This is a genomic window from Kluyvera sp. NPDC087067 (genome assembly GCF_044745165.1).
Classification (GTDB): Bacteria; Pseudomonadota; Gammaproteobacteria; order Enterobacterales; family Enterobacteriaceae; genus Kluyvera.
Map to the genome: position 1 here is coordinate 78,553 of NZ_JBIUZS010000009.1, position 20,290 is coordinate 98,842.

The 20,290-nt window shown below is 53.4% G+C and carries 15 protein-coding genes; all 15 read left to right on the top strand.

Annotation, left to right across the window (positions count from 1 at the left end):
• Positions 1–8 precede the first annotated feature (8 nt).
• The 15 genes from ispC (at position 9) to ACIPDS_RS19705 (ending at position 20,288) form a co-directional block, all read left to right on the top strand.
• The gene (gene ispC / locus ACIPDS_RS19635; RefSeq protein ID WP_400739442.1) at positions 9–1,205 is read left to right on the top strand and encodes a 1-deoxy-D-xylulose-5-phosphate reductoisomerase; all 1,197 of its coding nucleotides are present in this window, start codon (positions 9–11) and stop codon (positions 1,203–1,205) included.
• A 236-nt stretch (positions 1,206–1,441) separates the two neighbouring features.
• Positions 1,442–2,200 (top strand): (2E,6E)-farnesyl-diphosphate-specific ditrans,polycis-undecaprenyl-diphosphate synthase, encoded by a 759-nt coding sequence (ispU, locus tag ACIPDS_RS19640; RefSeq protein ID WP_166516255.1) that lies wholly within the window; start codon positions 1,442–1,444, stop codon positions 2,198–2,200.
• Between the two features lie 12 nt (positions 2,201–2,212).
• Entirely contained in the window at positions 2,213–3,070 is an 858-nt protein-coding gene (cdsA, locus tag ACIPDS_RS19645) for a phosphatidate cytidylyltransferase (RefSeq protein ID WP_166516254.1), read from the top strand.
• An 11-nt stretch (positions 3,071–3,081) separates the two neighbouring features.
• Positions 3,082–4,434: a sigma E protease regulator RseP gene (gene rseP / locus ACIPDS_RS19650; RefSeq protein WP_166516253.1), complete on the top strand. Its 1,353-nt coding sequence runs from the start codon at positions 3,082–3,084 to the stop codon at positions 4,432–4,434.
• A 29-nt stretch (positions 4,435–4,463) separates the two neighbouring features.
• Complete coding sequence (gene bamA, locus ACIPDS_RS19655) at positions 4,464–6,875, top strand: outer membrane protein assembly factor BamA (RefSeq protein WP_166516252.1); 2,412 nt, start codon at positions 4,464–4,466, stop codon at positions 6,873–6,875.
• 126 nt (positions 6,876–7,001) lie between these two features.
• Positions 7,002–7,487 carry a molecular chaperone Skp gene (gene skp, locus ACIPDS_RS19660; RefSeq protein WP_166516251.1) on the top strand — a complete coding sequence of 162 codons (486 nt, stop codon included), beginning with the start codon at positions 7,002–7,004 and terminating at the stop codon, positions 7,485–7,487.
• Positions 7,488–7,490: 3 nt separating this feature from the next.
• Positions 7,491–8,516: a UDP-3-O-(3-hydroxymyristoyl)glucosamine N-acyltransferase gene (gene lpxD, locus ACIPDS_RS19665; protein ID WP_166516250.1), complete on the top strand. Its 1,026-nt coding sequence runs from the start codon at positions 7,491–7,493 to the stop codon at positions 8,514–8,516.
• A 101-nt stretch (positions 8,517–8,617) separates the two neighbouring features.
• The gene (gene fabZ, locus ACIPDS_RS19670) at positions 8,618–9,073 is read left to right on the top strand and encodes a 3-hydroxyacyl-ACP dehydratase FabZ (protein WP_062772193.1); all 456 of its coding nucleotides are present in this window, start codon (positions 8,618–8,620) and stop codon (positions 9,071–9,073) included.
• Positions 9,074–9,076: 3 nt separating this feature from the next.
• Positions 9,077–9,865 (top strand): acyl-ACP--UDP-N-acetylglucosamine O-acyltransferase, encoded by a 789-nt coding sequence (gene lpxA, locus ACIPDS_RS19675; protein WP_166516249.1) that lies wholly within the window; start codon positions 9,077–9,079, stop codon positions 9,863–9,865.
• Entirely contained in the window at positions 9,865–11,013 is a 1,149-nt protein-coding gene (gene lpxB, locus ACIPDS_RS19680) for a lipid-A-disaccharide synthase (protein WP_400739451.1), read from the top strand. The genes lpxA and lpxB overlap by 1 nt, the downstream gene beginning before the upstream one ends.
• The gene (gene rnhB / locus ACIPDS_RS19685) at positions 11,010–11,606 is read left to right on the top strand and encodes a ribonuclease HII (protein WP_400739454.1); all 597 of its coding nucleotides are present in this window, start codon (positions 11,010–11,012) and stop codon (positions 11,604–11,606) included. The genes lpxB and rnhB overlap by 4 nt, the downstream gene beginning before the upstream one ends.
• A gap of 35 nt (positions 11,607–11,641) precedes the next feature.
• Positions 11,642–15,124, top strand: a complete 3,483-nt coding sequence (gene dnaE / locus ACIPDS_RS19690; protein ID WP_400739457.1) for a DNA polymerase III subunit alpha — start codon at positions 11,642–11,644, stop codon at positions 15,122–15,124.
• Positions 15,125–15,136: 12 nt separating this feature from the next.
• Positions 15,137–16,096: an acetyl-CoA carboxylase carboxyl transferase subunit alpha gene (gene accA / locus ACIPDS_RS19695; protein WP_166516245.1), complete on the top strand. Its 960-nt coding sequence runs from the start codon at positions 15,137–15,139 to the stop codon at positions 16,094–16,096.
• 177 nt (positions 16,097–16,273) lie between these two features.
• Complete coding sequence (locus tag ACIPDS_RS19700; protein ID WP_400739461.1) at positions 16,274–18,061, top strand: glycoside hydrolase family 19 protein; 1,788 nt, start codon at positions 16,274–16,276, stop codon at positions 18,059–18,061.
• Between the two features lie 76 nt (positions 18,062–18,137).
• Positions 18,138–20,288: a lysine decarboxylase LdcC gene (locus tag ACIPDS_RS19705; RefSeq protein ID WP_400739464.1), complete on the top strand. Its 2,151-nt coding sequence runs from the start codon at positions 18,138–18,140 to the stop codon at positions 20,286–20,288.
• Positions 20,289–20,290: the final 2 nt, after the last annotated feature.

Genomic DNA, 20,290 nt, shown 5'->3' on the forward strand with positions numbered 1-20,290 from the left:
GATCTCTCATGAAGCGATTAACTGTTCTGGGCTCTACAGGCTCGATTGGCTGCAATACGCTGGACGTAGTGCGCCACAATCCCGAAAGTTTTACGGTGACGGCGCTAGTGGCTGGCCAAAACGTCGATCGAATGGTCGAACAGTGCCTGGAGTTTTCTCCGCGCTATGCGGTGATGGATGATGCGCGTAGCGCCGAGTCTGTGATGCTGGCGTTGCGCGAACACGGTAGCAAGACTGAAGTCCTGAGCGGTCAGCAGGCGGCTTGTGATGTCGCCGCGCTGGATGAGGTGGACCAGGTTATGGCGGCGATTGTGGGTGCGGCTGGTCTGCTGCCAACGCTTGCAGCTATCCGCGCGGGCAAAGTTATCCTGCTCGCGAATAAAGAGTCGTTGGTCACCTGCGGGCGACTGTTCCTGGAAGCGGTAAAACAGCATAACGCCCAGCTTCTGCCGGTCGACAGTGAACATAACGCTATCTTTCAGAGTTTGCCGCAAAGTTTTCAGCGCGACTTAGGGTACGCTGACCTCGCGCAGCATGGAGTCTCTTCCATTCTGCTGACCGGGTCTGGTGGCCCGTTCCGGGAAACGCCTATCGCTGAGCTGGATGCAATGACGCCGGACCAGGCGTGTCGTCACCCGAACTGGTCGATGGGACGTAAAATTTCCGTCGACTCGGCCACCATGATGAATAAAGGTCTGGAATACATCGAAGCCCGCTGGCTGTTTAATGCTTCAGCGCAGCAGATGGAAGTACTGATTCATCCTCAGTCGGTGATTCACTCAATGGTGCGTTATCAGGACGGAAGCGTGCTGGCACAGCTGGGTGAACCCGATATGCGAACGCCGATTGCCAACACCATGGCCTGGCCGCATCGCGTGGTATCCGGTGCTAAACCGCTGGATTTCTGCAAAATGAGCGCCTTGAGCTTTAGTGAGCCGGATTATGCCCGTTATCCTTGCCTGAAGCTGGCGATGGAAGCCTTTGAACAAGGGCAGGCTGCTACCACCGCGCTGAATGCGGCAAACGAGATTGCGGTAGCCGCTTTTCTCGACGGTCACATTCGCTTTACGGATATTGCGGCGGTTAATCTGGCCGTGCTCGAAAACCTCGACCTTTGCGAGCCGCAGAGCGTAGAGGCGGTGCTGGCGATTGATGTCAGAGCGCGCGAAGAAGCGGCTGCCCAGGCGAAGCATTTCGTCCGGTAATGAGAGGCGAATCAGCATTCAAACCATCACGGCATTTGTTAGCATCTGGCTTCAGTGATATAGTCTGCGCCACCCAATCGCCCTGCATTTTGGCTGTGAGGTTGGGAGAGCCGTGATTTAGCACGGCTTTTTTGCGAGACAAAGATACGTAAAATCCTTCGGGCTTACCGGAGGATAAAATGTATAGCTGTATTCCGGGGTACCGCTCATCCCTTTTCATGGATTAATAACGCGTTATGTTGTCTGCTAATCAACCAATCAGTGAGAACCCGCCAGTCCACGGTTGCCGTCATGTGGCGATCATCATGGATGGCAACGGTCGCTGGGCGAAGAAGCAAGGTAAGATTCGCGCCTTTGGGCATAAAGCCGGGGCGAAATCCGTACGTCGTGCTGTCGCTTACGCCGCAAATCATGGTATTGAGGCACTGACGCTCTACGCATTCAGCAGTGAAAACTGGAATCGCCCGGAACAAGAGGTGAGTGCGTTAATGGAGCTGTTTGTTTGGGCTCTGGACAGCGAAGTGAAAAGCCTGCACCGCCATAACGTTCGGTTGCGGATAATTGGCGATACCCGTCGGTTTAATTCGCGTCTGCAAGAGCGGATCCGTAAAGCGCAAGCGCTCACGGAAAATAATACGGGGTTAACATTGAACATTGCTGCCAACTACGGCGGCCGATGGGATATTATTCAGGGAGTTCAGCGCTTAGCCGAACAGGTTCAGGAAGGGCTACTCCGCCCCGATCAAATCAGTGAAGAGTTGCTCAATGAGCAAATCTGCATGCATGAACTGGCTCCCGTTGATTTAGTGATTAGGACCGGGGGAGAACATCGGATCAGTAATTTTCTCATCTGGCAAATTGCCTATGCTGAACTTTACTTTACAGATGTGCTTTGGCCCGATTTCGATGAACAAGACTTTGAGGGTGCGCTGTATGCTTTTGCTAATCGAGAGCGACGTTTCGGCGGTACCGAGCCTGGTGGCGACAAAGCCTGATGGGGGTAGCTTTTGCTGAAGTATCGCCTGATTTCTGCATTGATTTTAATACCGGTTGTTATCGCAGCCCTGTTCTTGCTGCCGCCCGGTGGCTTTGCCATTGTTACGCTGGTGGTGTGTATGCTGGCGGCATGGGAATGGGGGCAATTTAGCGGTTTCACCTCGCGCACTCAGCGCGTGTGGCTAGCGGTATTGTGCGGCCTGTTGCTGGCGGTGATGCTATTTTTGATTCCAGAATATCACCACAATATTCATCAACCTGTGGTTGAGGGATCGCTGTGGGCTTCCCTTATCTGGTGGGTGGTTGCGCTGGTGCTTGTCTTAAGCTATCCCGCTTCCGCTGCATTCTGGCGTCGCTCAAAAACGCTGCGTTTGATTTTCGGTATTGTCACGATTGTTCCCTTCTTCTGGGGCATGCTGGCGCTCCGTTCCTGGCATTATGACGAAAACCACTACAGCGGCGCGCTGTGGCTGCTCTACGTGATGATTCTGGTGTGGGGGGCCGACTCAGGCGCCTATATGTTTGGCAAATTGTTTGGCAAGCATAAGCTGGCTCCGAAGGTCTCTCCGGGGAAAACCTGGCAGGGCTTTATCGGCGGTCTTATCACGGCGGCGGTTATCTCCTGGGCCTATGGCGTATGGGCAAATCTGGACGTTGCACCATCCATCCTGTTAACCTGTTCCATCGTTGCTGCGTTAGCTTCGGTATTGGGCGATCTCACTGAGAGTATGTTCAAACGTGAAGCGGGTATTAAAGACAGCGGCAATTTGATTCCCGGTCACGGTGGGATTCTTGACCGAATTGACAGCCTGACGGCGGCCGTTCCGGTCTTTGCCTGTCTGTTGCTGCTGGTTTTCAGGACGATTTAACGGATGGACTTATGCTGAGTATTCTCTGGAACCTGGCCGCTTTTATTATCGCGCTAGGGGTATTGATCACCGTACATGAATTTGGTCATTTCTGGGTTGCTCGTCGCTGTGGTATCCGTGTAGAGCGCTTTTCCATCGGTTTTGGTAAAGCGCTCTGGCGCCGCGTGGATAAACGCGGTACCGAATTTGTTATTGCCCTCATCCCTCTGGGCGGCTATGTCAAAATGCTCGACGAGCGCGTTGACGCCGTTGCCCCAGAGATGCGCCATATGGCGTTCAATAATAAAACGGTCGGCCAACGTGCTGCCGTGATTGCTGCCGGCCCCATCGCTAACTTCCTTTTTGCCATTTTCGCCTATTGGCTGGTGTTCATCATCGGTGTCCCTGGTGTTCGTCCGGTTGTTGGTGAAATAACCGCCAATTCGATCGCAGCACAAGCACAAATTGCACCAGGCACGGAACTAAAAGCGGTAGATGGTATCGAAACGCCTGATTGGGATGCAGTTCGCATGGCGTTGGTGGCAAAAATTGGTGACGAAAGCACCACCTTGACGGTCGCCCCTTTCGGCAGCAACCAACGGCAGGATAAAATCCTCAATCTCCGCCACTGGGCGTTTGAGCCGGATAAAGAAGATCCGGTGACCTCGCTGGGGATTCAACCTCGCGGCGCGCAAATTGAACCTGTGCTTTCAGAGGTCCAATCTGCTTCTGCGGCGCGTAAAGCGGGTTTACAAGTAGGGGATCGGATCGTTACAGTCAACGGTCAACCGCTGACACAATGGCTGACGTTTGTTACGCTGGTGCGTGACAACCCAGGCAAAGCGTTACAGCTGGGGATCGAAAGACAAGGGAGTCTCTTGTCTTTGACTCTGATACCGGATACAAAACACGGTAGCGGAAAAGCGGAAGGGTTCGCAGGGGTAGTGCCAAAAATTATCCCGCTGCCTGAGGAATACAAAACAGTGCGCCAGTATGGGCCGTTCAACGCAGTCGTCGAAGCCACGGAGAAGACCGGGCAGTTGATGAAGTTGACGGTCAGTATGCTGGGAAAATTGATCACCGGTGACGTCAAACTGAACAACCTCAGTGGGCCGATTTCTATCGCCCAGGGGGCTGGGATGTCTGCGGAGTTTGGGTTGATTTACTATCTGATGTTTCTTGCACTCATCAGCGTGAATCTTGGCATAATCAACCTGTTCCCGCTTCCCGTCTTAGATGGGGGACATTTGCTGTTTTTGGCGATAGAGAAGCTGAAAGGCGGCCCGGTATCCGAGCGAGTTCAAGACTTTAGTTATCGCATCGGCTCGATATTGCTGATGATGTTAATGGGGCTTGCACTTTTCAATGATTTCTCTCGGTTGTAAGAGAGTGTTAGGAAGAACGCATAATAACGATGGCGATGAAAAAGTTGCTTATAGCGACGCTGCTTTTTAGCAGCGCGACCGTATACGGTGCTGAAGGGTTCGTGGTGAAGGACATTCATTTCGAAGGCTTGCAGCGAGTCGCTGTTGGTGCGGCCCTTCTCAGTATGCCAGTACGTCCTGGCGATACCGTCAATGACGACGATATCAGTAATACCATCCGTGCCCTGTTTGCGACGGGCAACTTTGAGGACGTTCGCGTTCTGAGAGATGGCGATGTGTTACTGGTACAGGTCAAAGAACGCCCAACAATTGCTAGCATTACCTTCTCCGGCAACAAGTCGGTGAAAGATGACATGCTTAAGCAAAACCTCGAAGCCTCTGGCGTCCGCGTTGGTGAATCTCTCGACCGTACTACGCTGTCTGACATTGAGAAGGGGTTGGAAGACTTCTACTACAGCGTCGGTAAGTACAGTGCGAGCGTGAAAGCGGTCGTAACGCCGCTGCCACGTAACCGTGTTGACCTGAAACTGGTCTTCCAGGAAGGGGTTTCCGCGAAGATCCAGCAGATTAACATCGTGGGTAACCATGCGTTCAGCACGGAAGATCTGATTTCTACATTCCAGCTGCGTGATGAAGTGCCGTGGTGGAACGTGGTCGGCGATCGTAAATACCAGAAACAGAAGCTGTCGGGTGACCTTGAAACCCTGCGCAGCTACTACCTGGATCGCGGGTACGCCCGTTTCAACATCGATTCCACGCAGGTGAGCCTGACGCCGGATAAAAAAGGCATCTACATCACCGTCAACATCACCGAAGGCGACCAGTACAAACTGTCTGGTGTGCAGGTGACGGGGAACCTGGCCGGGCACTCAGCGGAAATTGAGAGCCTGACTAAGATTGAACCGGGTGAGCTGTATAACGGCACCAAAGTGACCAAAATGGAAGATAACATTAAGAAACTTCTTGGTCGCTACGGCTATGCGTACCCACGCGTGCAGTCTCAGCCTGAAATCAACGATGCGGATAAAACCGTAAAACTGCATATCAACGTGGATGCGGGTAACCGTTTCTACGTGCGTAACATTCGCTTTGAAGGCAACGACACCTCCAAAGATTCCGTTCTGCGTCGCGAAATGCGCCAGATGGAAGGCGCGTGGCTGGGCGGTGATTTAGTTGACCAGGGTAAAGATCGTCTGAACCGTCTGGGCTACTTCGAAACCGTCGACACCGACACTCAGCGCGTACCGGGCAGCCCGGATCAGGTTGACGTGGTGTACAAGGTGAAAGAACGTAACACCGGTAGCTTCAACTTCGGTGTGGGCTACGGTACGGAAAGCGGCGTGAGCTTCCAGGCGGGCGTTCAGCAGGATAACTGGTTAGGTACCGGTTACTCTGTGGGTATCAACGGTACCAAGAACGACTACCAGACCTACACAGAGCTTTCTGTGACCAACCCATACTTTACGGTTGATGGCGTTAGCCTTGGCGGTCGCGTCTTCTACAATGACTTTAAAGCAGACGATGCTGACCTGTCTTCCTATACCAATAAAAGTTATGGTGTAGACGGCACGTTAGGCTTCCCGATTAACGAATATAACTCCCTGCGCGCGGGTCTGGGCTACGTCCACAACGACCTGTCCAATATGGAACCGCAGGTGGCGATGTGGCGTTATCTGGACTCTATCGGCCAGACGGCAGGTAAAACCAGCGACGACAACGGTTTCTCGGCAAATGACTTCACCTTCAACTACGGTTGGACATACAACAAACTCGACCGCGGTTACTTCCCGACGGACGGTTCGCGTGTCAACCTGAACGGTAAAGTGACCATTCCGGGCTCCGATAACGAGTTCTATAAAGTGACCATGGATACGGCATCCTACTTCCCAATTGATGACGATCATCAGTGGGTGGTTCTGGGTCGTACCAAGTGGGGTTACGGTGATGGGATCGGCAGCAAAGAGATGCCGTTCTATGAAAACTTCTATGCCGGTGGTTCCAGCACCGTACGTGGTTTCCAGTCCAACACCATTGGTCCGAAAGCGGTTTATTACGGCGCATCCGGTCTGGATAACTGTAACCAGTCCGGTGGTTACTGTAAGTCTGATGATGCGGTCGGCGGTAACGCCATGGCGGTCGCCAGTCTGGAGCTGATTGTTCCGACGCCGTTTATCAGCGATAAATACGCCAACTCCGTGCGTACGTCGTTCTTCTGGGATGCGGGTACCGTTTGGGATACCAACTGGCAGAACACGGCAGATATGAAAAATGCGGGCGTACCGGACTATAGCGATCCAGGCAATATCCGTATGTCCGCAGGTATCGCATTACAATGGATGTCTCCATTGGGGCCGTTGGTCTTCTCCTACGCCCAGCCGTATAAGAAATACACTGGAGATAAATCCGAGCAGTTCCAGTTTAACATTGGTAAAACCTGGTAATTGCTCATTGCAAAGGAATGCGTGTTCAGTGCAGTTTTGCTGACATTAGGCATAGCGTCAGGTGGCCTCCGGGCCACCAAAAGAACAGTACCTTCGGGTACATATGGGATGGTAAGGAGTATTATTGTGAAAAAGTGGTTAGTCGCAGCGGGTCTGGGTTTAGCAATGGCCGCATCTGCTCAGGCAGCAGATAAAATTGCAATTGTTAATATGGGCAGCCTGTTCCAGCAAGTTGCACAGAAAACCGGCGTTTCCAACACCCTGGAAAACGAATTCAAAGGCCGTGCTAGCGAACTCCAGCGTATGGAAGGCGACCTGCAGTCTAAAATGCAGCGTCTGCAGTCTATGAAAGCGGGTAGCGATCGTACCAAGCTGGAAAAAGACATTGCCGCTCAGCGTCAGACTTTCTCTCAGAAAGCACAGGCTTTTGAACAGGATCGTCAGCGTCGTACCAACGATGAACGTGGCAAACTGGTTACCCGTATCCAGACTGCTGTGAAATCCGTTGCTGCAAGTCAGAGTATTGACCTGGTGGTTGACGCTAACGCCGTTGCATTCAACAGCAGCGATGTAAAAGATATCACCGCTGATGTACTGAAACAGGTTAAATAAGTAATGCCTTCAATTCGACTGGCTGATTTAGCTCAGCAGTTGGATGCGGAATTACACGGTGATGGCGATCTCGTCATCACCGCTGTCGCGTCCATGCAATCCGCTAAGGCGGGTCATATCACGTTCCTGGTCAATCCCAAGTATCGTGATCATCTGTCCGCTTGCGAAGCGTCGGCGATTGTTCTGACGCAAGACTTACTGCCTTTTGCCAAAGGCGCTGCGCTGGTAGTGAAGAATCCCTACCTGACTTACGCACGTATGGCTCAAATTTTAGATACCACGCCACAACCGGCGCAGGATATCGCTCCGAGCGCGGTGGTCAGTCCGACCGCAACGCTTGGTAACAACGTTTCAATCGGCGCGAACGCCGTGATTGAATCTGACGTTGTGCTTGGCGATAACGTTGTGATTGGGGCGGGGTGTTTCGTTGGTAAGAAAACAAAAATTGGTGCCGGTTCACGCTTGTGGGCGAACGTTACCATTTACCACGAAGTCGAGATCGGTGAGAATTGCCTGATCCAATCCAGCACCGTTATTGGTTCTGATGGTTTTGGCTACGCCAACGATCGTGGCAACTGGGTGAAGATCCCTCAGCTTGGCCGCGTGATCATTGGCGACCGCGTGGAGATCGGTGCATGCACCACGATCGACCGTGGCGCACTCGACGATACGCAGATCGGTAACGGTGTTATCATTGATAACCAATGCCAGATTGCGCACAACGTGGTGATTGGCGACAATACCGCCGTTGCTGGTGGTGTTATCATGGCCGGTAGCCTGAAAATTGGTCGTTACTGCATGATTGGCGGTGCCAGCGTGATTAACGGTCATATGGAAATTTGCGACAAAGTGACAGTGACCGGTATGGGGATGGTGATGCGTCCTATTACCGAACCGGGCGTTTACTCGTCAGGTATCCCGCTGCAGCCGAATAAGGCCTGGCGTAAAACTGCTGCACTCGTGATGAATATTGGTGAAATGAGCAAGCGTTTGAAAGCAGTTGAACGCAAACTTGATAATCAAGACTAATCATCATTTTCGAGCATTTCATTTCCGGCCTGTCGGTATTCTTGTAATCCGGCAGGCCGTGTTATTATTGCCCCTTAGTATATTTTGACAGGAAGAGTATTTTGACTACTGACACTCATACTCTGCACATTGAAGAGATTTTAGAACTTCTGCCGCACCGTTTCCCATTCTTACTGGTAGACCGTGTGCTGGATTTTGAAGAAGGTCGTTTTCTGCGCGCAGTGAAAAATGTTTCCGTAAATGAGCCGTTTTTCCAGGGGCACTTCCCTGGTAAGCCGATTTTACCGGGCGTGCTGATTCTGGAAGCGATGGCACAGGCAACAGGAATCCTGGCGTTTAAAAGCGTCGGTAAACTGGAGCCAGGCGAGCTGTATTACTTTGCGGGTATCGATGAAGCGCGCTTTAAGCGTCCAGTCGTGCCAGGCGATCAAATGATTATGGAAGTTACCTTCGAGAAAACCCGCCGTGGCCTGACTCGCTTTAAAGGCGTTGCGCTGGTTGATGGTAAAGTGGTTTGCGAAGCAACGATGATGTGCGCGCGTAGCCGGGAGTCCTAATCCATGATTGATAAAACCGCCTTTATCCATCCAACCGCCATTGTGGAAGACGGTGCCGTTATCGGTGCTAACGCCCACGTTGGCCCGTTTTGTATTGTGGGACCTCACGTCGAAATTGGCGAAGGTACCGTACTGAAGTCTCATGTTGTTGTTAACGGTCATACCAAAATTGGCCGTGATAACGAGATCTATCAGTTCGCCTCTATTGGGGAAGTTAACCAGGATCTTAAGTATGCTGGCGAACCGACCCGCGTGGAAATTGGCGATCGCAACCGCATCCGCGAAAGCGTCACCATTCACCGTGGCACAGAACAGGGCGGTGGATTGACGAAGGTGGGCAGCGATAACCTGCTGATGATCAACGCCCACGTGGCGCATGATTGCACTGTAGGTGACCGCTGTATCCTGGCCAATAACGCTACCCTCGCGGGTCACGTTTCGCTTGATGATTTCGTTATCATCGGTGGCATGACCGCTGTGCACCAGTTCTGTATTATTGGTTCACACGTGATGGTAGGCGGCTGTTCGGGCGTAGCTCAGGACGTTCCGCCGTACGTTATTGCTCAGGGCAACCATGCGACACCATTTGGCGTCAACATTGAAGGCCTGAAGCGTCGCGGCTTCAGCCGTGAGGCTATCACCGCGATCCGCAATGCTTATAAAGCGTTGTACCGCAGCGGCAAAACACTGGACGAAGCAAAACCGGAAATCGCCGAACTGGCGAAGCAACACCCGGAAGTTCAGCCATTTAGCGATTTCTTTGCCCGCTCTACGCGTGGCCTGATTCGTTAATGACTTCGCAGCGTCCTTTAACGATTGCCCTGGTCGCCGGAGAAACCTCCGGCGATATTCTTGGTGCAGGCCTTATCCGCGCCCTTAAAGCGCGGGTGCCCAACGCACGCTTTGTCGGCGTTGCAGGCCCGCTGATGCAGGCCGAAGGCTGCGAAGCCTGGTACGAAATGGAAGAACTGGCGGTGATGGGGATTGTTGAAGTGCTGGGACGACTGCGTCGTTTACTGCATATTCGCGCCGACCTGACCCGACGTTTCACCGATCTCAAGCCCGACGTCTTTGTCGGCATTGATGCCCCCGATTTCAATATCACGCTTGAGGGTAACCTTAAGGCGCAGGGGATCAAAACCATCCATTATGTCAGCCCGTCCGTCTGGGCCTGGCGTCAGAAACGCGTCTTCAAAATTGGCAGATCCACCAATATGGTGCTGGCTTTTATGCCTTTTGAAAAAGCGTTTTACGACAAATTTAACGTCCCTTGCCGTTTTATCGGTCATACCATGGCGGATGCCATGCCGTTGGACCCAGATAAAAATGCGGCGAGAGATACGCTGGGTATTGCCCACGATGTCCACTGCCTGGCGATGCTGCCCGGCAGCCGTGGTGCCGAAGTGGAAATGCTCAGCGCTGACTTTTTAAAAACCGCGCAGCTGTTACGCCAGCAATATCCTGACCTCGAAGTCGTGGTTCCGCTGGTGAATGCAAAACGTCGCGAACAGTTTGAACGTATCAAAGCCGAAGTGGCACCTGAACTGCCGGTGCATATGCTGGACGGCATGGCGCGTGAAGCGATGATCGCAAGCGATGCGGCGCTGCTTGCCTCCGGTACGGCGGCGCTGGAATGCATGCTGGCGAAATGCCCAATGGTTGTCGGCTATCGCATGAAGCCTTTTACCTTCTGGTTGGCAAAACGTCTGGTCAAGACCGACTACGTTTCTCTGCCGAATCTGCTGGCCGGTCGCGAACTGGTCAAAGAGCTGTTGCAGGACGAGTGTCAGCCACAGCTGCTTGCCGAGGCGCTACAGCCGCTGTTGGCGAACGGTAAAACCAGCCATGCGATGCATGACACGTTCCGCGAGCTGCACCTGCAAATTCGCTGCAACGCCGATGAACAGGCTGCTGACGCGGTGCTGGAGCTAGCACAATGATTGAATTTGTTTATCCCCATACCCATTTAGTCGCCGGTGTCGATGAAGTTGGACGTGGCCCTCTGGTGGGTGCCGTCGTCACGGCGGCGGTGATTCTCGATCCGGCGCGCCCGATTATCGGGCTGAATGACTCAAAAAAGTTGAGTGAAAAACGCCGCCTGGCGCTGTTCGACGAAATCAAGGACAAAGCGTTATGCTGGAGCCTTGGTCGCGCAGAGCCGCATGAAATCGATGAACTGAATATTTTGCACGCCACCATGCTGGCGATGCAGCGCGCCGTCGCGGGACTGTCGATTGCGCCGGAATATGTGCTTATCGACGGCAACCGCTGCCCGGCGTTGCCCATGCCGTCAATGGCGGTCGTTAAGGGAGATAGCCGTGTCGCCGAAATCAGCGCCGCGTCGATTCTCGCTAAAGTCACGCGTGATGCCGAAATGGCTGAGCTAGACAGCGTGCTTCCGCAATATGGCTTTGCCAAACATAAAGGCTACCCGACCGCTTTCCATCTTGACGCGCTGGCGCAATATGGCGCTACCGAGCATCATCGACGCAGTTTTGCTCCCGTCAAACGCGTACTGGGACTGATGTCCTGATATTCGTACCGAGATAAGTAAACCGGAATTTAAAAATGGCTGAACCACGTTTCGTGCACCTGCGGGTGCACAGCGACTACTCCATGATCGATGGGCTGGCGAAAACCGGGCCGCTGGTAAAAAAGGCGGCCGCGTTAGGCATGCCTGCGCTGGCGATCACCGATTTTACCAACCTCTGCGGCCTGGTGAAGTTCTACGGAGCGGGGCATGGTGCCGGGATTAAACCGATTGTTGGTGCCGACTTTCACGTCCAGAGCGAACTGTTCGGTGATGAACTCACCCAGTTAACGGTGCTGGCGGCGAACAACGTTGGCTATCAGAATCTGACGTTGCTCATCTCGAAAGCCTACCAGCGCGGTTACGGCGCTGCGGGGCCAATCATCGACCGTGACTGGTTGATTGAATTAAAAGAAGGGCTGATTTTGCTCTCCGGCGCGCGGATGGGCGACGTGGGCCGCGCATTAATTCGTGGCAACATGGCGCTGGTTGAACAATGCGCTGAGTTTTACGAAGAGCACTTCCCAAACGCCTACTTCCTTGAGCTTATTCGAACCGGTCGCCAGGACGAAGAGAATTACCTGCATGCGGCGGTACGGCTTGCGCAAGCGCGTGGCCTGCCGGTGGTGGCGACTAACGATGTCCGCTTCCTTGAACCGGGTGATTTCGACGCCCATGAAATTCGCGTCGCCATCCATGATGGTTTCACCCTCGACGATCCTAAACGCCCGCGCAACTACTCCTCGCAACAATACATGCGTAGCGAAGACGAGATGTGCGAGCTGTTCTCCGACATCCCGGAAGCGCTGGAAAACAGCGTTGAGATTGCCAAGCGTTGTAACGTCACGGTGCGCTTAGGCGAATACTTCCTGCCGCAGTTCCCGACCGGTGATATGACTACCGAGGATTTCCTCGTGGTCAAATCGCGCGAAGGTCTGGAGGAACGCCTGGAATTCCTGTTCCCCGACCCGGCAGTACGCGCCGAGAAGCGTCCGCCATACGACGAGCGTCTGGAGACTGAACTTAAAGTTATCAACCAGATGGGGTTCCCGGGGTACTTCCTGATCGTGATGGAATTTATCCAGTGGTCGAAGGATAACGGCGTGCCGGTAGGGCCGGGACGTGGTTCCGGTGCGGGCTCGCTTGTCGCCTATGCGCTGAAAATTACCGACCTCGATCCGCTGGAATTCGACCTGCTGTTCGAACGCTTCCTGAACCCGGAACGTGTTTCGATGCCCGACTTTGACGTTGACTTCTGTATGGAGAAACGCGATCAGGTTATCGATCACGTAGCAGAAATGTACGGTCGCGATGCGGTATCACAGATTATTACCTTCGGTACCATGGCGGCGAAAGCGGTTATCCGTGACGTGGGCCGTGTACTGGGACATCCGTACGGGTTTGTCGATAGAATCTCCAAACTGGTGCCGCCCGACCCGGGCATGACGCTGGCGAAAGCCTTTGAAGCCGAACCGCAGCTGCCGGAAATTTACGAGGCGGATGAAGAGGTTCGCGCGCTGATCGATATGGCGCGTAAGCTGGAAGGCGTTACCCGAAACGCCGGTAAACACGCCGGTGGCGTGGTTATCGCACCGACCAAAATCACCGATTTCGCGCCGCTGTACTGTGATGAACAGGGGCTGCACCCGGTCACTCAGTTTGATAAAAACGACGTGGAATACGCGGGGCTGGTGAAGTTCGACTTCCTCGGTCTGCGAACGCTCACCATCATTAACTGGGCGCTCGAGATGATAAACGCCCGTCGTGAGCGCAACGGCGAGCCACCGCTTGATATCGCCGCTATCCCGCTGGACGATAAGAAAAGCTTCGACATGCTGCAACGCTCGGAAACCACCGCGGTCTTCCAGCTTGAATCGCGCGGCATGAAAGATCTGATTAAACGTCTGCAGCCTGACTGCTTCGAAGATATGATAGCCCTGGTGGCGCTGTTCCGCCCGGGCCCGCTACAGTCGGGGATGGTAGATAACTTTATCGACCGTAAGCACGGGCGTGAAGAGATCTCTTACCCGGATGTCCAGTGGCAGCATGAGTGTTTGAAGCCGGTGCTGGAGCCAACCTATGGCATTATCCTGTACCAGGAACAGGTTATGCAGATTGCCCAGGAGCTTTCTGGTTATACTCTTGGCGGCGCGGATATGTTGCGTCGTGCGATGGGTAAGAAAAAGCCCGAAGAGATGGCCAAGCAGCGCGGAACCTTTGAAGAAGGTGCTAAGAGCCGCGGTGTAGACGGCGAGCTGGCGATGAAAATCTTTGACCTGGTGGAAAAATTCGCCGGTTACGGGTTTAACAAATCTCACTCCGCAGCCTACGCGCTGGTGTCTTACCAGACGCTGTGGCTGAAAGCGCACTATCCGGCTGAGTTTATGGCGGCGGTAATGACCGCTGATATGGACAACACCGAGAAGGTGGTGGGGCTAGTCGATGAGTGCTGGCGGATGGGGCTGAAAATATTGCCGCCAGATATCAATTCCGGTTTATATCATTTCCACGTGAATCAGGACGGGGAAATCGTGTATGGTATCGGCGCGATTAAAGGCGTCGGTGAAGGCCCGATTGAAGCCATCATTGAAGCGCGTAATAACGGCGGCTACTTCCGCGAGTTGTTTGACCTTTGCGCGCGTACCGACACCAAAAAGCTTAACCGCCGGGTGCTCGAAAAGCTGATTATGTCTGGCGCCTTCGACAGGCTTGGGCCGCACCGTGCGGCGCTGATGAATTCACTGGGCGATGCGTTAAAAGCCGCCGACCAGCATGCGAAAGCGGAAGCCATCGGCCAGGCGGATATGTTCGGCGTGTTAGCCGAAGAACCAGAGCAGATAGAGCAGTCTTATGCTAACTGTATGCCCTGGCCTGAACACACGGTACTGGAAGGTGAGCGGGAAACGTTAGGGTTATACTTAACGGGTCACCCGATTAACCAGTACCTGAAAGAAATTGAGCGCTATGTCGGAGGCTATCGCCTAAAAGACATGCATCCGACAGAACGTGGTAAAGTGACCACGGCTGCGGGGCTCGTGATTGCCTCAAGGGTTATGGTCACCAAGCGAGGCAATCGTATCGGCATCTGTACGTTGGATGATCGATCCGGACGGCTAGAGGTGATGCTATTCACCGAAGCCCTGGAAAAATACCAGCATCTGCTGGAAAACGACCGCATACTTATCGTCAGCGGACAAGTCAGCTTTGATGACTTCAGCGGCGGCCTGAAAATGATGGCCCGCGAAGTGATGGACATTGACGAAGCCCGGGAAAAATACGCTCGCGGGCTTGCTATCTCGCTGACGGACAGGCAAATTGATGACCAGCTTTTAAACCGACTCCGTCAGTCTCTGGAACCCCATCGTTCGGGAACCATTCCAGTACATCTCTACTATCAGAGGGCGGATGCACGTGCGCGGTTGCGTTTCGGTGCAACCTGGCGTGTCTCTCCGAGCGATCGTTTACTCAACGATTTGCGTGGCCTCATCGGTTCGGAGCAGGTGGAACTGGAGTTTGACTAATACAGGAATACTATGAGTCTGAATTTCCTTGATTTTGAACAGCCGATTGCAGAGCTGGAAGCAAAAATCGATTCTTTGACTGCGGTTAGCCGTCAGGATGAGAAACTGGATATTAATATCGACGAAGAAGTGCATCGTCTGCGCGAAAAAAGCGTAGAACTGACGCGTAAAATCTTTGCCGATCTCGGCGCATGGCAGGTAGCCCAGCTGGCACGCCATCCACAGCGCCCGTACACCCTGGATTATGTCCGTCTGGCGTTTGATGAATTTGACGAACTGGCGGGCGATCGCGCTTATGCTGACGATAAAGCTATCGTCGGTGGTATCGCACGTCTGGATGGTCGTCCGGTGATGATTATTGGTCACCAGAAAGGTCGTGAAACCAAAGAGAAAATCCGTCGCAACTTCGGCATGCCGGCACCGGAAGGTTACCGTAAAGCCCTGCGTCTGATGGAAATGGCCGAGCGCTTCAACATGCCTATCGTGACCTTCATCGACACCCCGGGCGCATACCCTGGCGTCGGTGCGGAAGAACGCGGTCAGTCTGAAGCTATCGCCCGTAACCTGCGTGAAATGTCACGTCTGAGCGTTCCGGTTATCTGCACCGTTATCGGTGAAGGTGGTTCCGGCGGCGCGCTGGCGATTGGCGTGGGCGATAAAGTGAATATGCTGCAATACAGCACCTATTCCGTTATCTCTCCAGAAGGCTGTGCGTCCATTCTTTGGAAAAGCGCGGACAAAGCGCCGTTGGCGGCTGAAGCTATGGGTATCATCGCTCCACGTTTGAAAGAACTGAAGCTAATCGATTCCATCATTCCAGAACCGCTGGGTGGTGCGCACCGTAACCCGGAAGCTATCGCGGCATCGCTGAAAGCGCAGATTCTGGCCGACCTGGCCGATCTCGATGTGTTGAGCAAAGAAGACCTGCTCAACCGCCGTTATCAGCGCCTGATGAGCTACGGCTACGCCTGATTTATCACATCATTTTAATGCTAAGGGCCGGATTTTCCGGCCCTTTTTTATGTGATATTTGGTGAGACACGAATGAGGGAAAGTGATTAGCCAATGATGTTGTTCTCCAGCAACCTGCAACCACTGCCGGGCATTAAGCCAGTACAGGCAGCCAACAAGGAGATAAGGAGAATAACTATGGCATCATCTAAAATTATTTCATTAAGCGCCGTGGCCGCAGGGATCATGTTAAGTCTTGGGGCTGCTCATGCGGCACCGCTGCTGGGTGCAACCGAGCCGACCACCATCAAGGCGAGCGATCTCGCGGCAAAAGAAAAAGCGCTGACCGATTTCCCACTCATGAATTCGGTTAAGTCTTCCATTCAAACGCTGCCTAACAGCGAAGTTGAGAAGATTGAAGCGGGGCGCGCGGCTAACCCGGCAAACGTCAAACGCGTTGAAAGCGTGTTAAGCGAGCAGGATTGGGAATACCTGTTCCCAATGCGCGCACCGGAATACACCTATTCCAATTTCCTGAAAGCGATTGGCAAATTCCCGGCCGTTTGCGGCACCTATACCGATGGTCGTGATAGCGATGCCATTTGCCGTAAATCTCTGGCAACCATGTTTGCGCACTTTGCCCAGGAAACCGGCGGACATGAGAGCTGGCGTGATATTCCAGAATGGCGTCAGGCGCTGGTCTATCTGCGCGAAGTGGGTTGGGTTGAAGGGCAGAAGGGCGGCTATAACGGCGAATGTAACCCGGACATCTGGCAGGGGCAGACCTGGCCTTGCGGTAAAGATAAAGACGGTGACTATCTGAGCTACTTTGGCCGTGGGGCAAAACAGCTCTCCTATAACTACAACTATGGCCCATTCTCTGATGCCATGTATGACGGTGACGTTCGTCCACTGCTGGATAAACCGGAGCTGGTGGCGGATACCTGGATGAACCTGGCCAGCGCCGTCTTCTTCTTTGTTTATCCGCAGCCGCCGAAGCCATCTATGCTGCACGTTATTGATGGCACCTGGCAGCCAAACGATCACGATAAAGCCAATGGTCTGGTCGACGGTTTTGGCGTCACTATCCAGATTATCAACGGCGGCGTGGAGTGCGGTGGCGCTGATGAAAACGCGCAGTCGCTCAACCGTATCGCTTACTACAAAGAGTTTGCTAACTATCTGAAAGTCCCAATTGCTGATGATGAAGTTCTCGGTTGTAAGAACATGAAGCAGTTTGATGAAGGCGGCGCGGGCGCTCTGCCAATCTACTGGGAAATGGACTGGGGATGGAGCGCTGAGACCGCTGACGGTAAAACCAACGCCTGTCAGTTAGTCGGCTACCAGACGCCTTATAGCGCGTTCAAAGAGGGCGATTATGCGAAGTGTGTTCAGAAACACTTCAACGTGACGGTGGTTGATGATAATGGTACTGCGGAGACGCCGGCGGACACGACCGAAGATACTACGCCAGCCCCAGCCGTGAACGTGGCGCCTGTGGCGCAGATTGCCGGCCCGGTCGGTGCAGTTGAAGCGGGAAGTCAGGTTTCCCTGAGTGCCGCAGGTTCTACCGATGCCAATGGCGATAAACTGACCTACACCTGGATGTCGCAGGATGGGCAAACGCTGAGCGGTCAGGATAAATCTGTCATCACCTTCGCCGCACCTGAAAGCGATAAAGATGCGCAGTATGTCGTAAGCCTGACGGTTAGCGATGGCTCATTATCCAGTATCACCACCTATACCTTGAATGTGAAGGCTAAAGCGGCGGCAACGGATGAAGCCAAAGGTGGAGACGAAGGCGGTACAGTCAGCTATCCATCCTGGAGCGCAAGCCAGACCTGGAATGCGGGTGATATCGTGAATAACCACGGTGCGCTATACCAGTGTAAGCCGTTACCGGAAGGTGCGTGGTGCAACGATGCGCCAACCTACTATGAACCAGGTGCCGGTATTGCCTGGGGAGATGCCTGGAAGGCGATGTAAGATCCAGAATCATGCCAGTGCGATGCACTGGCATGATTGCTATTATGCTTTCATCAGGATTATCCAGGAGGGAAGCATGAATATTATCGCCATTATGGGGCCACACGGCGTTTACTATAAAGATGAGCCGATAAAAGAGCTTGAGACCGCGCTGTTAGCGCAGGGTTTTAAAATCATCTGGCCACAAAATAGCGCTGACCTGCTGAAATTAATTGAGCACAACCCGCGCATTAGCGGCGTTATTTTTGATTGGGATGAATACAGTGTCGATCTCTGCGGCGAAATAAACCAGCTTAACGAATTCCTGCCGCTTTACGCCTTTATTAATGCTCACTCGACGATGGATGTGAGCGCCAATGACATGCGTATGGCGCTGTGGTTCTTTGAATATGCGCTGGGCCAGGCCGAAGATATTGCGGCGCGCATCCGTCAGTATAATGACGAGTACCTCGATAACATCACCCCTCCTTTTACCAAAGCGCTGTTTACCTACGTCAACGAAGGCAAATACACCTTCTGTACGCCCGGCCATATGGCGGGCACGGCTTATCAGAAAAGCCCGGTAGGCTGTCTGTTTTACGATTTCTTTGGTGCCAATACGCTTAAAGCCGATGTCTCTATCTCGGTAACAGAACTGGGTTCGCTGCTTGATCATACCGGGCCGCATCTTGAGGCCGAGGAATATATTGCTCGCACCTTTGGCGCAGAGCAGAGCTATATGGTCACCAATGGCACGTCGACCTCAAATAAAATTGTTGGCATGTATGCCGCGCCGAGCGGCAGTACGCTGCTGATTGACCGTAACTGCCATAAATCACTGGCGCATTTGCTGATGATGAGCGACGTGGTGCCGCTGTGGCTTAAGCCAACGCGCAATGCGCTGGGCATTTTGGGCGGTATACCGAAGCGAGAATTTACCCGCGAAAGCCTACAGCAAAAGGTTGATAGCACCGAGAACGCGCAGTGGCCGGTACATGCGGTGATCACCAACTCCACCTACGATGGCCTGCTGTACAACACCAACTGGATAAAGCAAACCCTTGATGTGCCATCGATTCACTTCGACTCTGCCTGGGTGCCGTACACCCATTTCCACCCAATCTATCAGGGGAAAAGTGGAATGAGCGGGGAGCGCGTGGCGGGGAAGGTTATCTATGAAACGCAGTCCACGCATAAGATGCTGGCCGCGTTATCACAGGCGTCGCTTATCCATATTAAAGGTGATTACGACGAAGACACCTTTAACGAAGCCTTTATGATGCACACTTCAACCTCGCCAAGTTACCCGATTGTCGCCTCAATAGAGACGGCGGCGGCAATGCTGCGTGGCAATGCAGGAAAGCGGTTGATCAACCGGTCGGTGGAGCGCGCGCTGCATTTTCGCAAAGAAGTGCAGCGTTTGCGGGAGGAGTCCGATAGCTGGTTCTTCGATATCTGGCAGCCGGAGGAAATTGATGAGGCGGAGTGCTGGCCGGTATCGCCGGGTGAAGACTGGCATGGTTTTACGGATGCCGACGCCGAGCATATGTTCCTCGACCCGGTAAAAGTTACGATTCTGACCCCGGGGATGGATGAACAAGGCAACATGAGCGAGGAGGGGATCCCGGCGGCGCTGGTGGCGAAATACCTCGACGAGCACGGCGTGGTTGTCGAGAAGACCGGCCCGTACAACCTGTTGTTCCTGTTTAGCATTGGCATTGATAAAACGCGGGCGATGGGGCTGCTGCGCGGGTTAACTGAATTTAAACGCGCTTATGATCTCAATCTGCGGGTGAAGAATATGTTGCCGGATCTCTATGCGGAAGATCCTGATTTTTATCGCAATATGCGTATCCAGGAGCTGGCGCAAGGGATCCACCGGTTGATCCGTCAACACGATCTGCCCAGCCTGATGCTGCGGGCATTCGACGTCTTGCCGGAAATGAAACTCACGCCGCACCGTGCCTGGCAAAAGCAGATCAAAGGCGAGGTGGAAACCATCGCGCTGGAAGATCTCGTCGGACGCATTTCGGCAAATATGATCCTGCCTTATCCGCCCGGCGTGCCGCTGTTGATGCCGGGGGAAATGATCACCGCAGAGAGCCGCTCAGTGCTCGATTTTCTGCTGATGCTCTGCTCCATCGGGCGACATTATCCGGGTTTTGAAACTGACATTCACGGTGCGAAACGCGATGAAAACGGCGTCTATCGCGTGCGAGTCCTAAAAACCCCGGAAGGAGTTGCGTGATA

Bases quoted from the DNA above. Each gene is read 5' to 3' on its own strand.
- ispC (WP_400739442.1), top strand. From the start codon at position 9: ATGAAGCGATTAACTGTTCTGGGCTCTACAGGCTCGATTGGCTGCAAT.
- ispU (WP_166516255.1), top strand. From the start codon at position 1,442: ATGTTGTCTGCTAATCAACCAATCAGTGAGAACCCGCCAGTCCACGGT.
- rseP (WP_166516253.1), top strand. From the start codon at position 3,082: ATGCTGAGTATTCTCTGGAACCTGGCCGCTTTTATTATCGCGCTAGGG.
- bamA (WP_166516252.1), top strand. From the start codon at position 4,464: ATGGCGATGAAAAAGTTGCTTATAGCGACGCTGCTTTTTAGCAGCGCG.
- lpxD (WP_166516250.1), top strand. From the start codon at position 7,491: ATGCCTTCAATTCGACTGGCTGATTTAGCTCAGCAGTTGGATGCGGAA.
- lpxA (WP_166516249.1), top strand. From the start codon at position 9,077: ATGATTGATAAAACCGCCTTTATCCATCCAACCGCCATTGTGGAAGAC.
- lpxB (WP_400739451.1), top strand. From the start codon at position 9,865: ATGACTTCGCAGCGTCCTTTAACGATTGCCCTGGTCGCCGGAGAAACC.
- rnhB (WP_400739454.1), top strand. From the start codon at position 11,010: ATGATTGAATTTGTTTATCCCCATACCCATTTAGTCGCCGGTGTCGAT.
- dnaE (WP_400739457.1), top strand. From the start codon at position 11,642: ATGGCTGAACCACGTTTCGTGCACCTGCGGGTGCACAGCGACTACTCC.
- accA (WP_166516245.1), top strand. From the start codon at position 15,137: ATGAGTCTGAATTTCCTTGATTTTGAACAGCCGATTGCAGAGCTGGAA.
- ACIPDS_RS19700 (WP_400739461.1), top strand. From the start codon at position 16,274: ATGGCATCATCTAAAATTATTTCATTAAGCGCCGTGGCCGCAGGGATC.
- ACIPDS_RS19705 (WP_400739464.1), top strand. From the start codon at position 18,138: ATGAATATTATCGCCATTATGGGGCCACACGGCGTTTACTATAAAGAT.